Annotated in this window: 13 protein-coding genes and 1 tRNA gene (1 of these 14 running past the window's edge); 5 read left to right on the top strand and 9 right to left on the bottom strand. The window is 36.8% G+C overall.

Features of this window, described 5'->3' with window-relative positions:
* The 9 genes from R2R35_RS12185 to dnaA form a co-directional block, all read right to left on the bottom strand.
* Nucleotides 1-63 (bottom strand) — tRNA-Ser (locus R2R35_RS12185) (it extends 25 nt beyond the left edge of the window).
* 274 nt (nt 64-337) lie between these two features.
* Nucleotides 338-892 (bottom strand): Fe-S-containing hydro-lyase, encoded by a 555-nt coding sequence (locus tag R2R35_RS12190; protein WP_317730091.1) that lies wholly within the window; start codon nt 890-892, stop codon nt 338-340.
* Nucleotides 893-1241: 349 nt separating this feature from the next.
* Complete coding sequence (locus R2R35_RS12195; RefSeq protein WP_317730092.1) at nt 1242-2084, bottom strand: fumarate hydratase; 843 nt, start codon at nt 2082-2084, stop codon at nt 1242-1244.
* Nucleotides 2085-2186: 102 nt separating this feature from the next.
* On the bottom strand, nt 2187-4826 hold the full coding sequence (gene gyrA / locus R2R35_RS12200; protein WP_317730093.1) for a DNA gyrase subunit A: 2640 nt from the start codon (nt 4824-4826) through the stop codon (nt 2187-2189).
* 41 nt (nt 4827-4867) lie between these two features.
* A complete protein-coding gene (gyrB, locus tag R2R35_RS12205) occupies nt 4868-6778 on the bottom strand; it encodes a DNA topoisomerase (ATP-hydrolyzing) subunit B (protein ID WP_317730094.1) in 1911 nt (636 codons plus the stop codon).
* On the bottom strand, nt 6775-7905 hold the full coding sequence (gene recF / locus R2R35_RS12210) for a DNA replication/repair protein RecF (RefSeq protein ID WP_317730096.1): 1131 nt from the start codon (nt 7903-7905) through the stop codon (nt 6775-6777). The genes gyrB and recF overlap by 4 nt, the downstream gene beginning before the upstream one ends.
* A gap of 18 nt (nt 7906-7923) precedes the next feature.
* The gene (locus R2R35_RS12215) at nt 7924-8133 is read right to left on the bottom strand and encodes an RNA-binding S4 domain-containing protein (RefSeq protein WP_033164200.1); all 210 of its coding nucleotides are present in this window, start codon (nt 8131-8133) and stop codon (nt 7924-7926) included.
* Between the two features lie 34 nt (nt 8134-8167).
* Nucleotides 8168-9280 (bottom strand): DNA polymerase III subunit beta, encoded by a 1113-nt coding sequence (dnaN, locus tag R2R35_RS12220; RefSeq protein WP_317730097.1) that lies wholly within the window; start codon nt 9278-9280, stop codon nt 8168-8170.
* Between the two features lie 267 nt (nt 9281-9547).
* Nucleotides 9548-10912 carry a chromosomal replication initiator protein DnaA gene (gene dnaA, locus R2R35_RS12225; protein ID WP_317730098.1) on the bottom strand — a complete coding sequence of 455 codons (1365 nt, stop codon included), beginning with the start codon at nt 10910-10912 and terminating at the stop codon, nt 9548-9550.
* 540 nt (nt 10913-11452) lie between these two features.
* Between dnaA and rpmH the strand changes: the two genes are divergently transcribed.
* The 5 genes from rpmH to jag all read left to right on the top strand — a co-directional run bounded on the left by rpmH (nt 11453) and on the right by jag (nt 14452).
* A complete protein-coding gene (gene rpmH, locus R2R35_RS12230) occupies nt 11453-11587 on the top strand; it encodes a 50S ribosomal protein L34 (RefSeq protein WP_033164197.1) in 135 nt (44 codons plus the stop codon).
* 59 nt (nt 11588-11646) lie between these two features.
* Complete coding sequence (rnpA, locus tag R2R35_RS12235) at nt 11647-11997, top strand: ribonuclease P protein component (RefSeq protein ID WP_033164196.1); 351 nt, start codon at nt 11647-11649, stop codon at nt 11995-11997.
* On the top strand, nt 11997-12209 hold the full coding sequence (gene yidD / locus R2R35_RS12240) for a membrane protein insertion efficiency factor YidD (RefSeq protein WP_317730099.1): 213 nt from the start codon (nt 11997-11999) through the stop codon (nt 12207-12209). The genes rnpA and yidD overlap by 1 nt, the downstream gene beginning before the upstream one ends.
* A gap of 203 nt (nt 12210-12412) precedes the next feature.
* Nucleotides 12413-13687 (top strand): YidC/Oxa1 family membrane protein insertase, encoded by a 1275-nt coding sequence (locus R2R35_RS12245; protein WP_317730100.1) that lies wholly within the window; start codon nt 12413-12415, stop codon nt 13685-13687.
* A complete protein-coding gene (gene jag / locus R2R35_RS12250; RefSeq protein ID WP_317730101.1) occupies nt 13688-14452 on the top strand; it encodes an RNA-binding cell elongation regulator Jag/EloR in 765 nt (254 codons plus the stop codon).
* Nucleotides 14453-14696: the final 244 nt, after the last annotated feature.

A 14696-nucleotide genomic window follows, 5' to 3' on the forward strand; every position in this document is an offset into this window, starting at 1 on the left:
GCGCCGCGCAAACGACCTACACCCTTAGCAGGGGCGCCTCTTCAGCCTCTTGAGTATTTCTCCGGATACTGAACTAATAATATGATATTCAGTTAATGTTACCAATTTCACACCCTTATTTTACCTCTCAGGTGCATTAGTTAGTATAGCAAAAGGCTTATCTTTTGTCAATCATTTTTTAAACAATTTTCAAACAATTTTGCATCTTTTCTACAAATCCTTTATTTTAAGGTGTTGCAGTCTATATTCTACATAATTTTTGCCAACAATATTCACGTTTTTTTAATAAATTAAAAATCTTAACCCCTCTTACTATTCTAAAATACAAAATCTTGTGCTACCTTTTATTTTTATACTCTGCTATTGCTGTGTCATACAGATTATTTCCTTCGGTATCTATAACTACAATTACTGGAAAGTTTTCAACATACAATTCCCGTATTGCTTCAGTACCTAAATCTTCATAGGCTATTATTTTTGAACTTTTAATTTTTTTTGACAGAAGAGCTCCTGCTCCTCCTACTGCTGCAAAGTATACTCCATTCTCTTTTTTAATTGCTTCTATTACCTCGCTGCTTCTTTTCCCTTTTCCTATCATACCTTTCATACCTTTCTGTAAAAGCATAGGTGTATATTTATCCATGCGGCTGCTGGTTGTCGGTCCAGCGGAACCAATCACCTGACTTTCTTTTTCCGGAGTCGGACCTAAATAATAGACAATACTATCTTTTATGGGAAACGGTATTTCTTTTCCATCTATTACAGATTCATAGATTCTTTTATGGGCTGCATCTCTGGCACTATAAATTAAACCTGTTATGTAAACATAATCTCCTGCTCTCAGACTTTTTGCTGTAACTTCTGTTAGAGGAGTATTAATATATTTTTCCATGACATCTCCCTCATTTTTGTAAATTTTTAAACTGTAACTATATTTGTTAAAATAAAACTCTTTATTAAATTAATTATTTATAATGTACCCATAACAGCAGACACGTTATTTGGTGAAGACCTATCTTTCAGACATCCTTTCAAAATAGATGCTTCGTTATGGACACTCACTCTTATTGTTTCCGTAAATTTTATAGAATACCATAAAATTATAATGTCTGTTTTCTTACGATTGAGTTTCAGAATTTTCATCTTTCGAAAGCTCTTTACACCAAAACCCTGTTTTTTATAATGTTTATCCACAAAACCAGTCTCTTTTACGGATTTTTGTGGATGAAAATTAATTTTTTTTATATAATTCTTGATATATGTCTATTAACGTGGCAGCATATATTAATTGCTACAGGCAGGCCAGCTATATGTGTGGGATAGGTTTCTATATTTACTCCAAGTGCAGTAACCTTACCCCCAAATCCTCCAGGCCCTATTCCTGTTTCGTTGATTTCTGCTAATAGTTCTTCTTCTAATTTCTTGATATGCTCAAGTGGTGATGATTTATCCAGGCTTCTTGTCAATGCTTTTTTAGACAGTATGGCCGCTTTCTCAAAACTTCCACCGATTCCCACACCCACAACAATAGGCGGACAGGCATTTGGGCCTGCTAACTGAACAGTTTCCAGAACTGCTTTCTTAACTCCTTCTACTCCATCCGATGGTTTTAGCATGTAAATCCTGCTCATATTCTCACTACCAAATCCCTTTGGAGCTACTGTTAACTCTATCTTATCCCCCGGTGTGATTTCATAGTGTATGATTCCCGGTGTATTATCATTTGTGTTATCTCTGATAAGTGGATCTCCTACAACTGATTTTCTTAAATATCCTTCCTGATATCCTAATCTGATACCATTATTGATGGCAGCCTCTACAGGTTCTCCCTCCAGCACGACATTTTGCCCGATCTTAGCAAATACAATAGCCATACCAGTATCCTGACAGATTGGAATACTATCAGCGGCAGCTATTTCCATATTCTCTTTTAACTGTAAAAGAATTTGCTTTCCCAAATCGCTGTCTTCCTTCTCCGCTCCCTGGTGAATTGCCTTACTCACATCGGAAGATAAGCTATAGTTAGCTTCAATGCACATTTCCTTAACGTTTTGTGTAATTATATCTGTATTTACAAATCGCATAATTTTCTCCACTTCTGTAAATGATGAGTGATGTATTTGTATAAAAGCCTGAAAAAAGAACAGCCTTATTCCTACTGTCCCTTTTTCAGGCTTAATTGTTAATTATTCTTCTTCATCAAGATCAGCATCTTGAATCTCATTATCATCTGTATCTAAATCAGCACTTTCAACCTGGGCTTCATAAATATCATCCATGTTGTTTAAATCGTCCTCAAAATCCTCATCCTTACCGAAACTCTCACTGTTTTCTTCTTCCAGTTCTTTCTCCAGTTCTTTGATGACTTCCTCTTCGGAACTTTTGTCTTTCACTTTTGCTATGCTGGCAACGGTTATATCATTTTCAAGACCCATATTGATTAATCGAACACCTGAAGTTATTCTTCCAAGATTTGAAATACCATTAACCATAAGCCTTATGACAATACCCTCCGTTGTTATAATCATAATCTCATTTTCTTCATTTACAGCTTTTACACCAACAACATAACCGGTTTTATCAGTAATCTTATAGCATTTTACACCTTTACCGCCTCTTCTTTGAACAGTAAACTCATCCATTTCGGTGCGTTTTCCCATACCTTTTTCAGATACGAAGAGCAGACAATCCCCTTGGGTATTTAACTGCATGCCAATAATTTCGTCATTGTCCTCCAGGTTCATACCGATAACACCCATAGAGGTACGACCGGTCTTACGTACATCTTTTTCGTTAAATCGAATACACTGACCCTGTTTGGTTACAAGTATAATATCCTTCTGGTTGTTGGTTGCCTTTACTTCGATAAGCTCATCATCTTCTCTTAAGTTGATAGCCTGAAGTCCGGTTTTTCTGATATTTTCGTATTCCACAATAGGTGTCTTCTTCACAATACCCTTTTTAGTTGCCATAAATAAAAACTTGCTCTTATGGTAATCCTTTAAGGGAATTATAGCCGTGATTCTTTCTTCCGGTAACAGCTGCAGAAGATTAATAATAGCCGTTCCTCTTGCAGTTCTTCCGGATTCCGGGATTTCATAAGCTTTCAGCCGGTAGACCCTTCCCTTGTTGGTAAAGAACATGATGTAGTGATGGGTAGTAGTCATAATAAGTTCTTCAATAAAGTCTTCTTCTATGGTCTGCATACCCTTTATTCCTTTACCGCCTCGGTGCTGACTCTTAAAATTATCCACTGTCATACGTTTGATATATCCAAAACGTGTCATGGCAAGGACAATATTTTCGGTAGGAATCAGATCTTCTGTTGAGAAATCCTCTTCATCGAAACCGATAGTCGTCCTTCTTTCATCTCCATACTTATCTCTGATTATTGTAATTTCCTCCTTGATGACTGTAAGAAGTTTCTTCTTGTCTGCAAGGATTGCTTTATACTCTGCAATTTTCTCCATTAACTCTTTAAACTCGTTCTCCAGACGCTCTCTTTCCAAACCGGTTAAAGCACGAAGTCTCATGTCTACGATAGCTTGAGCCTGAACTTCCGTTAACTGGAAGCTCTGCATTAAGCCCTCTTTTGCAATTGCTGTATTCTGAGAGGATCTGATGATTCGTATAACTTCATCAATATTATCCAGTGCAATTAATAAACCCTGTAAGATATGGGCTCTTTCTTCTGCTTTGTTTAAATCGTATTTGGTTCTTCTGGTTACAACTTCTTCCTGATGCAGCAAATAATATTTGAGCATATCATGAAGATTAAGTACCCGGGGCTCATTATCCACCAAAGCTATCATGATAGCACCAAAGGTATCCTGCATTTGTGTATGTTTATATAACTGGTTTAACAAAACATTCGCATTAACATCTCTTCTCAGCTCGATACAGATACGCATACCGGTTCTGTCGGATTCATCCCGAAGTTCTGTAATTCCATCAATTTTTTTATCTTTTACAAGCTCGGCTATTTTTTCAATAAGCCTTGCCTTATTAACCATGTAAGGAAGTTCCGTTACAACAATTCGGTTTTTGCCATTTGCCATTGGTTCAATGTCTGTAACCGCACGTACTCTGATTTTTCCTCTTCCGGTTCGGTAAGCTTCATCGATACCTCTGGTACCTAAAATAGTCGCACCAGTAGGAAAATCCGGTCCTTTTACGATTTGTAACAGTTCCTCAATGGAAGTATCCCTGTCCTCTTCAATGTCATTATCAATCATTTTAACAACAGCATTAATAATCTCACGTATATTGTGAGGCGGAATATTGGTAGCCATACCAACAGCGATACCAGAGGTTCCGTTTACCAAAAGATTAGGGAATCTGGCAGGCAATACAGCAGGTTCTTTCTCTGTCTCATCAAAGTTCGGTGTAAAATTTACTGTGTCTTTGTTAATATCTGATAACACTTCCATAGATATCTTACTTAATCTTGCCTCGGTATAACGCATAGCCGCTGCTTCATCTCCGTCCACGGATCCAAAGTTACCGTGACCGTCAATTAAGGGATATCTGGTTGAAAAGTCCTGTGCCAACTTTACCAGGGCTTCGTAAATAGAACTGTCTCCATGGGGATGATATTTACCCATAGTATCACCGACGATACGGGCACACTTACGGTGAGGTTTGTCCGGACCATTGTTCAGCTCTATCATAGCATACAGTATTCTTCTTTGTACCGGCTTTAAGCCATCCCTAACATCCGGTAATGCACGGGCTGCTATAACGGACATGGCATAATCGATATATGATGTCTCCATGGTCTTTTTTAGATCGACTTCATGGACTTTGTCAAAGATATTCTCATCCATTTATATTCCTCCATCTATGCTTTGTCTTACAAAATACGGAACTAAATATCCAGATTTCTTACGTATTTTGCATTTTTCTCAATAAATTCTCTTCTGGGCTCCACCTTATCTCCCATCAGTGTTGTAAAGGTCATATCAATTTCTGAGGATTCTTCTTCATCAATGGTCACTTTTAAAAGAACTCTTTTTTCAGGATCCATGGTAGTATCCCACAGCTGTTCTGCATCCATCTCACCTAAACCTTTATAGCGCTGTATCTTATTGTTACCGTCACGGCCGATTTCCCTCAGTATCTGTTCCAGCTCTGCATCATCATAAGCATACCTTACAACTTTATTTTTCTCAATTTTATACAGAGGAGGCTGAGCCAGGTAAACGTGTCCCTGTCTGATCAGCTCCGGCATAAATCGATAGAAAAAGGTGAGCAGCAGCGTACTGATGTGGGAACCATCCACGTCCGCATCTGTCATAATTATTATCTTATGATATCTTAATCTTGCTATATCAAAATCATCGGAGATACCTGTTCCGAAAGCTGTAATCATTGCTTTTATTTCGTTGTTTACAAGAATCTTGTCAAGTCTTGATTTCTCAACATTTAATATTTTTCCACGTAAAGGAAGAATCGCCTGGGTGGCTCTTGATCTTGCTGTTTTAGCTGAACCACCGGCAGAATTACCCTCAACGATGTATATTTCACAGTTCTTTGGGTCCTTATCAGAACAGTCTGCAAGCTTTCCAGGCAGACTCATCCCTTCAAGTGCTGTCTTTCTTCTGGTAAGATCCCTGGCTTTTCTTGCTGCATCTCTGGCTCTTTGTGCAAGAATAGCTTTCTCCAGAATAATCTTAGCTACAGAAGGATTCTGCTCTAAGAAGTAGGTCAGCTGTTCACTGACGATACCATCCACTGCTCCTCTGGCTTCACTGTTACCAAGCTTCTGTTTCGTCTGTCCCTCAAACTGTGGTTCAGGAATCTTTATACTTACAATTGCTGTCAGACCTTCTCTGATATCTTCTCCGGTCAGGTTAGTTTCGTTGTCTTTTAAATATTTATTGTTTCTTGCATAATCATTAAAGGTTTTTGTAAGCGCATTTTTAAAACCGGCAAGATGAGTTCCACCCTCCGGAGTTGTAATATTATTAACAAAACTGTAGCAGCCCTCTGTGTAAGTATTGTTGTGCTGCATAGCAACTTCAACATATACTTCCTCTTTGGTACCTTCACAGTAAACAATTTCAGAATAAAGAGGATCTTTGTTTTTATTTAAGTATTCCACATATTCCTTTATACCGCCGGCATAGTGAAATTCCTTTTCAACTTTTGTCTCTTCTCTGTCGTCTATCAGGACAATCTTAAGATTCTTGGTAAGAAAGGCCATTTCTCTTAAACGTTGTTTCAGTACTTCAAAATCATACACTGTCTCTTCAAAAATTTCTTTGTCCGGTAAAAAAGTAACTGTAGAGCCTGTTCTGTCAGTCTCTCCAATTACCTTTAGGGGATAGACCGACTTGCCTCTTTCAAATCTTTGTTTGTGAATCTTACCATCAGTGTAGACTGTTACTTCCAGCCACTCTGAAAGCGCATTAACTACAGAGGCACCTACTCCGTGAAGTCCTCCTGATACTTTATATCCTCCACCGCCGAATTTTCCTCCGGCATGAAGAATAGTAAATACTACCTCAACAGCAGGTATTCCTTTTTTGTGGTTAATTCCAACAGGAATACCTCTTCCGTTATCTACAACGGTTATTGAATTATCTTTGTTGATCATTACTTCAATCCTGTCACAGACACCGGCTAATGCTTCGTCCACTGCATTGTCTACAATCTCATAAACCAGATGATGCAGTCCCTTTGATGAGGTACTGCCAATATACATACCCGGCCTTTTCCTTACTGCTTCCAATCCTTCCAGTATCTGTATTTGATCTGCACCATATTCCGTACTCATACATTGCCTCCTGTCTTTTTCTGGATGAAATCTTTATTATCAAAATTTTCTCCGGCTACGGTTCCTTCCGTTACCCGGAATATCCTGTCACACTGAATTCTGTTCTGTACCATTTCTTCCAAGCCGGTACAGGTAATAATTGTCTGTATATCATGAATACTGTTAAGCAGATAGTTCTGTCTTTTCCTGTCAAGTTCAGACAGCACATCGTCTAACAATAAAATGGGGTTGTCTTTGGCAATCTGTCTTACTACTTCAATTTCTGCAAGCTTAAGAGAAAGTGCCGTGGTACGCTGCTGGCCCTGTGAGCCAAACTTGCGTATATCCATGGTACCATTAAAGAAGCTGATGTCATCCCTGTGAGGACCCGTACCGGTAGCCTTAAGAATTACATCTCTCTCCAAGGAATTTTTAAGCTTTTCCATAAAGCTGTCTCTCTCCGTGTTAGGCTCATACTTTATGATGAGGCTCTCCCTGCCGCCGGATATTTTACTATGTATGTCTGACACAATGGGGTTCAGTGTTTCTATAAATCCCTTTCTGCCTTCCATTACCTTTAAGCCGTGGAATACCAGTTGTTCATCCCATACACTAATTGTATCCATTAATTTCCTGTTAAAACTTATCTGTTTTAATAAATTATTCCTCTGATTTATAATTTTCTGATAATTTGACAGGTGATAAAAATACACCTTATCAAGCTGGCATAATTCCATGTCCAGAAAATGTCTTCTCTCAGAGGGTCCATTTTTAATAATACTTAGATCCTCCGGAGAAAAGAATATATAATTTACAATTCCAAGAAGTTCACTGGATTTTTTAACAGGAATACCGTCTATGGCTGCACCTTTTGCCTTATTTTTCTTAAGGTGTATGTCAATTTTATGAGGAACTCCTTTATTTTCAAGAACCACCCGGATATGGGATTCCTCCATACCAAATCTGATAACTTCCCTGTCTTTACTGTTTCTGTGGGATTTGGTGGTTCCGCACATATATAAAGATTCCAGTATATTGGTTTTTCCCTGGGCATTGTCACCGTATAAGATATTTACTCCCTGTGAAAAATCCATGGAAAGACTTTCATAATTTCTGTAATCCTTCAGTTCTAACGTCTTAATAAACATGCGTACACCACGATTCCATTATTTCTCAATTCGGATGATCTGATTCTGATATTCTACTTCATCCCCTGCATAGAGCTTCTTTCCTCTCTGGGTTTCTGTACTGCCGTTGACCTTTACCAGCCCATCCTGAATTACAAATTTAGCATCCACTCCTGAATCTACAAGGTTCGCAGCTTTGAGTGCCTGTCCAAGTTTAATAAATTCTTCTCTCAATTTTATGACTTCCATGACGCCTCTTTCCAGATATCCATTTATAATTATTTTATTGTACCGCTGAATTAAAGTTAACAGGAAGCACCAGATAGATATAGTTTTCTTCCTTATCCCTGATAAAACAGGGAGCCTTTGAATTGATTAAATATATATCCACTTCCTCATCATCGATTACTCTTAACGCATCAATGAGAAATTTGGGATTAAAGCCAATCAGTATATCTTTTCCCTCTTTGGTAATGTCGATTTCTTCATCCATGGAACCGATCGATGAGTTCATCTTCAGCTCCATATTACCATCTGTAATATTAATGATGATAGGTTTCTTATCGGATTCCTTTACTAAAAGAGTTGCTCTGTCAATACAGCTTAAAAGTTCTTTCTTGTTTACTGTTACCTTAGTCTCATAGTCACTGGATAACATCTGATCGATCTTAAAGAAGGTTCCTTCAATAAGCCTTGATAATACGATAGTGTCATCGAATTCAAAGATAATATGTTTGTCCGTGAAATAAATATTAGCTTCATCCGAAAATTCACCTGACAATATTTTACTGACCTCATTTAAAGTCTTACCGGGAACAATTACTTTTATATCACTGTAGTTCTGATTTAACTTTACTTTTCGTATGGATACACGATGTCCATCCAAAGATACTACTTTTAGCTCATCTTCTTTAATTTCAAATAGTTCACCAGTCATTATCTTATTGCTTTCATTATCAGCAATGGAGAATACCGTCTGTCTGATAATTTCCTTTAAGGTAAACTGTGATAATGTAATGCCTTCTGTTCTTTCAATCTCAGGAAGGTAAGGAAACTCTTCACTGGAAGAACCTGAAATGGTAAATTTCGCTTTTTCACAGGTTATTAAAGTAGAGTAGCTGTCATTTGTCTGAATCGTAACATCATTATCAGGCAGCTTTCGAATGATCTCAGAAAAAATCTTAGAGTTAAGAGCTACCGAACCTGGCTCAATAACCTCACCCTTTGCAATAGTTTCAATACCTAATTCCATATCATTGGCTATAAGCTTAATGGTGTCTTGTTTTACATCTATTACGATACTTTCTAAGATAGGCATGGTTGATTTGGCAGGGACTGCTTTCAGAACAATGTTTACACGGTTGAGCAGTTCTCCCTTGGGACAGATGATTTTCATAAATGTGTATAACTCCCTTCCGGATATTTTATATAAATATATATATTAGAATTTGGTAGCAGTAGTAATAGGGGGTGTTAGTTTGTGCATAAGCCTGAAATAACCATAAAACAGCTGCATTTCAGAAAAGGATAACCTTGTGAATGAAGTTGAAACGGATTTAGGATAAAAATTTAACCTAAGAAAAGATTTTAAACTTATCCCAAGGCTGCTAACAGGACAAGCACAGTCTGTTAACAGCCAATTGTGGAAAAAAATAAAACCTTCTTAAGGGTTAATCTTTTTTGTAAGGACATCAATAGTATTCTGCATACTGGGATCCTTCTTTATATTCTTCTCGATCTTATCAATACCATGTAATATGGTGGTATGATCTCGGTTACCCATTATCTTGCCAATATCAGATAAAGAAAAATCAGTAAGTTTTCTGCATAGGTACATGGCAATCTGCCTTGGAAAAGCAATGTTTCTGCTCTTATTAACGGAATAGAGTTCATTAGAAGTTAAATTGAAATGTTCTGCAATTACATCAACGATTAATTCAGGAGTAATCTGTTTCTTATTATCAGGAGAGATAAGATCCTTTAATGCTTCTTCTGCCAGGGTTACATTAACCTCCTGTTTCTTTAAGCGGGATAGAGCAACGATCTTTGTGAGAGCTCCTTCAAGTTCACGAATATTTGATTTAACGTTGGTTGCAATGTATTTCATAACTTCATTATCAATCTGAAGGCCGTCAAGTTCTTCCTTTTTCTTTAAGATAGCCATTCGGGTCTCGTAATCGGGGGACTGTATATCTACGGTTAAGCCCCACTCGAACCTGGAACGAAGACGCTCCTCCAAGGTGAGGATATCTTTAGGGGGCTTATCGCTGGAGATTATAATCTGTTTTTTAGATTCGTGCAGGGTGTTAAAGGTGTGGAAAAACTCTTCCTGTGTACTTTCCTTACCTATAATAAACTGAATATCGTCAATAAGCAGAACATCGATATTTCTATATTTCTCACGAAATTCTGTTGGTGTTGTATTCACATTACGAATGGATTCAATCAGCTCATTGGTGAACTTTTCACTGGTAACGTACATTACCTTGCTATTCGGATTCTGTTCTAATATATAGTGTGCAATGGAATGCATTAAGTGAGTCTTGCCTAGTCCAACGCCTCCATATATAAAGAGAGGATTGTATATCTCAGCTGGTGATTCCGCTACAGCTAAGGAAGCAGCATGTGCTAGATTATTGTTGGCACCAACTACAAAGGTATCAAAGGTATAACGGGGATTTAAAAAAGTAATTCCGCTTTTCTGGCCTTTATTCTTATTAGAAGCATCACCTGAATCGTCCGCTGCTTTTGTTTCAACAATCTGGCTTTCCAAGATGAATTCTATATCATAATTACGGTTCATGATTTCCATAATTGAGACTTTTAAAGGTATTCCATACTTTCTGCTGATGAAATTTTTGCTGTCAGGGCCGATCATTTTATCATTGATGGAAATGGTTATTAAATTACCTTTTACGGAATATACTTTTAAAGGAAGCAGCCATGTTTTGAATGAAACATCGGTCACGCAATGCTCTATTTTAAGATATTCCAGTATTTCTTCCCATTTTTCTTGTACTTCGTTCATTACTCTAATCTCCCTAAAATAAAATTTCATACATTCTTCTTAATATAATATAACAAAATTGTGGATATTTCAATGCTAATATGTAATTAAAATGGTCATGTGGCGGGGATATCCCCATAGGATTTAGGTCTGATAACATTCCTGTGAATAAAAATTCCAAGATATTAACAGTGGACAACCCCCGATAAAAAAAGGATTTTGTTGATAAAGCACACGGAATATTCACACCATTTCACAAAGTTATCCACATTTCATCAACAATTTGTGGATAACTCTGTGTGAAAAAATTGTTTTTAAATTATTTTCAAAAATATTGCAATAAATATACTATATATGGAAAATACTAATACTAAATAATTACATTTTATGGTCTGAATATCCTTTTACTAATTAGGTACTTATTGGTATATGACATTTGAATAGAAGAAATACTTGACGTACAAGCTTTTGAAAGCTATAATAAACATAATATTTTAAATTATTAAAATAGAATAAATACGCTTACCATTATGATTGGTATATATAAAGGAGGTGCCCCTTATGAAGATGACATTCCAGCCTAAGAAAAGAAGCAGATCCAAAGTTCATGGATTCAGAGCGAGAATGAGTACTGCTAACGGCAGAAAAGTATTATCCTCAAGAAGAGCAAAAGGCAGACACAAATTATCAGCATAGGTCGCATTACTGTGGCCTTTTCTTCTCTTCATTCATTGTAAAGAAAGGGCCGTGATATCTTGAAATTATCAGAATCCATGAAAAAGAATGCCAACTTTAGAACCGTATACAAAAGCGGGAAGTCCTATGCAAATACCTATCTCATTATGTATGTGATGGATAATCATACGGAAAGAAACAAACTCGGTGTTTCAGTCAGTAAAAAAGTCGGCAATAGTGTAATCAGACACAGGATTACCCGATTAATTAGAGAAAGTTACAGATTAAACGAGGATATGTTTAATAGTGGTTTAGACATAATCGTTATTGCAAGAGCAGGTGCTAAGGGTAGAAACTACTTGGAAATAAAAAGTGCATTGTTGCATTTGGCAAAGATGCATAAAATTCTGAAAGAGACAACAAAATCGTGATGAAGCGAGTTTTAATAGGAATTGTAAAATTTTACAGGAAATTTATTTCTCCCTTAAAAGGAAGGTCAAGTTGTATCTACACGCCTACCTGCTCTTCTTATGCTATCCAGGCACTGGAAAAATATGGAGCATTAAAAGGCGGATATCTTGCAATAAGACGTATTTTAAGATGCCATCCTTTTCATTTAGGAGGTTATGATCCGGTTCCGTGATAGTGATATTTTATTGGAACATAGAGAATTTTGTAATCTGATAATGGCAGCGGAGAATGCTGCCTATAAATTATTATAGGAAAAAGAGCAGTTCCTATTGTCGGATGAACAGCAGCAGAAGAAGCTGCTTATAATCAGGAATAAAGTTAAAATTCTGGTTAATAGTATTACTGCAAGTTCGGAGTATCCAAGGAGGAAAAAAATTGTTAGAGGCGGTATTAACGAAGAGTAGCGGGATATTGGGTCCCATAGCAACTTTATTAGGATATATTTTGAATGGAATCTATGAATTCCTAAGTCTGTTTGGAGTACACAATGTAGCATTAGTAATTGTATTATTTACATTTATCGTAAGAGGCCTGATGACACCTCTGACCATTAAACAGCAGAAATTTAGTAAGCTGTCTGCTAAGATGAATCCGGAACTTACAGCAATCAATGCGAAGTACAAAGGAAAAAAAGACGATGCATCTGTGAGGAAAATGCAGGCTGAAACCCAAGCCGTTTACCTAAAATATGGTGCAAATCCCACATCAGGATGTCTTCCTCTGTTGATACAGCTTCCCATTATGTTTGCATTATATCAGGTAATTTATCGTATACCTGCTTATGTACAGGACATTAATGTGTGGTATAAGAACATTGGTGAAGCAATTATAAACAACGGCAACTATTTTGATATTATGAAGGGTTTTGCTGAAGGCTCTCAGGTTAATTTCAAGAGTTTTACCGAAGCAGCAAGTAATACCTTAAGTATTAACCATATGATAGATATACTTGCAAAATTTAATTCTGATCACTGGAGCGAGCTTATTAACAAGTTCCCTACTCTTGCAGATATAATCAGAACAAATTCTGAAAGTATTATGAGTGTTAACAGCCTGTTTGGTACAATGAATATTCTTGATAGTCCGGGATTTAAATTCCCTGGTATCATTATTCCTTTTCTGGCTGCCGGTTTACAGTTCATACAGACAAAGCAGATGATGGCTGCTAATCCTACACAAGTAGATAAAGAGAACCCTATGGCTGCCTCCATGGGTATGATGAATAATGTAATGCCTATTATGTCCGGTGTTTTCTGTTTTATGTTCCCGGTTGGTATTGGTATCTACTGGATCGCAGGTAGTGCATTTGCAATTATACAGCAGTTTATCATTAATCGTATTATGCAAAAAGTAGATATTGATGAACTTATACAGAGAAATGTTGAGAAAGCCAACAAGAAAAAGGCTAAATTAGGTCTTGATCCAAATGCTACACTGGAAGACCTGGCAAAAAGACAGACAAGATCAATCGCACCAAAGACACAGGTGCCGGAACAGACAAGTTCCACCTCCGGCTATGCTAATTCAGTAAAGAAAAATTATAGTGAATCGGGTTCAGGGAAGAATGATGTTTCCTATAAACCGGGAAGCATATCGGCCAATGCCAATCTTCTAAAGTCGAGGAACAAGGATAATAAGGGGGAAAAGTAAATGGATTGGTTAGAAATATCGGCTAAGACAGTTGATGAAGCTATCACAGAAGCTCTTCTGAAACTGCAGACTACAAGTGACCGAATAGAGTATGAGGTTATTGAAAAGGAAAGCAGTGGATTTCTGGGATTATTTAATAAACCAGCAAAGATTAGAGCAAGAATGAAACAAGGTGCAGACCATACTGCAAGAGATTTTCTTGGAAAAGTCTTTAAAGCAATGAATATAACTGCATCAGTTGATGTTAAATATGATGAAGAAGACTCTTCTATGGACATTAATGTTCTTGGAGAGGATATGGGAGTGTTAATAGGTAAGAGGGGTCAAACCTTGGATTCACTTCAGTATCTGGTAAGTCTTGTTCTTAATAAAGACAGTGAGAAATACATTAAAGTTAAGCTGGATACAGAGAATTACAGACAAAGAAGAAAAGAGACTCTGGAGAATCTGGGAAAGAACATTGCATTTAAGGTTAAGAGAACTAGAAAACCAGTTGCTTTAGAGCCTATGAATCCATATGAGAGACGTATTATCCATTCTGTATTACAAAATGATAAGTTCGTTGAAACTCATAGCGAAGGTGAAGAGCCTTTCCGTAAAGTAGTGGTAACCCTTAAGAAGAGTGCACAGACCAGGGATTACAAGTATAATAACAACCATAGTAATCATGGTAAACCGCAGTACGGAAACAAACCCAAAAAAGAATACGGCGGATACTCTCATAAGCATAAAACCGATGTAGTTAAGACAAGTGAATTAGAATAGTGACAAAGGGCGTATTAAAGGAAATTGCTTTGATACGCCTTTTTTAAGGATATAAATATAAATAATTACTTTTCAATCAATGTATAGGACGTAATAGAGTTTCATTTTTATAAGCTTCTTATTTAAAGTTTCTTAAGATAGAAGATAATACAGTGAAAACCGTTTATATAGTATTAAGTCAATAAATACTAAAATCTTTTAATAAAATAAGAAGCAAGATATATCAAATATGAATTTAGCGAAG

The organism is Anaerocolumna sp. AGMB13020 (assembly GCF_033100115.1).
In the GTDB taxonomy this organism is placed as follows: Bacteria; Bacillota; Clostridia; order Lachnospirales; family Lachnospiraceae; genus Anaerocolumna.

What these genes read in the sequence shown, in the direction of transcription:
- R2R35_RS12190 (WP_317730091.1), bottom strand. Translation starts at nt 892, where the DNA reads ATGGAAAAATATATTAATACTCCTCTAACAGAAGTTACAGCAAAAAGT.
- R2R35_RS12195 (WP_317730092.1), bottom strand. Translation starts at nt 2,084, where the DNA reads ATGCGATTTGTAAATACAGATATAATTACACAAAACGTTAAGGAAATG.
- gyrA (WP_317730093.1), bottom strand. Translation starts at nt 4,826, where the DNA reads ATGGATGAGAATATCTTTGACAAAGTCCATGAAGTCGATCTAAAAAAG.
- gyrB (WP_317730094.1), bottom strand. Translation starts at nt 6,778, where the DNA reads ATGAGTACGGAATATGGTGCAGATCAAATACAGATACTGGAAGGATTG.
- recF (WP_317730096.1), bottom strand. Translation starts at nt 7,905, where the DNA reads ATGTTTATTAAGACGTTAGAACTGAAGGATTACAGAAATTATGAAAGT.
- R2R35_RS12215 (WP_033164200.1), bottom strand. Translation starts at nt 8,133, where the DNA reads ATGGAAGTCATAAAATTGAGAGAAGAATTTATTAAACTTGGACAGGCA.
- dnaN (WP_317730097.1), bottom strand. Translation starts at nt 9,280, where the DNA reads ATGAAAATCATCTGTCCCAAGGGAGAACTGCTCAACCGTGTAAACATT.
- dnaA (WP_317730098.1), bottom strand. Translation starts at nt 10,912, where the DNA reads ATGAACGAAGTACAAGAAAAATGGGAAGAAATACTGGAATATCTTAAA.
- rpmH (WP_033164197.1), top strand. Translation starts at nt 11,453, where the DNA reads ATGAAGATGACATTCCAGCCTAAGAAAAGAAGCAGATCCAAAGTTCAT.
- yidD (WP_317730099.1), top strand. Translation starts at nt 11,997, where the DNA reads ATGAAGCGAGTTTTAATAGGAATTGTAAAATTTTACAGGAAATTTATT.
- jag (WP_317730101.1), top strand. Translation starts at nt 13,688, where the DNA reads ATGGATTGGTTAGAAATATCGGCTAAGACAGTTGATGAAGCTATCACA.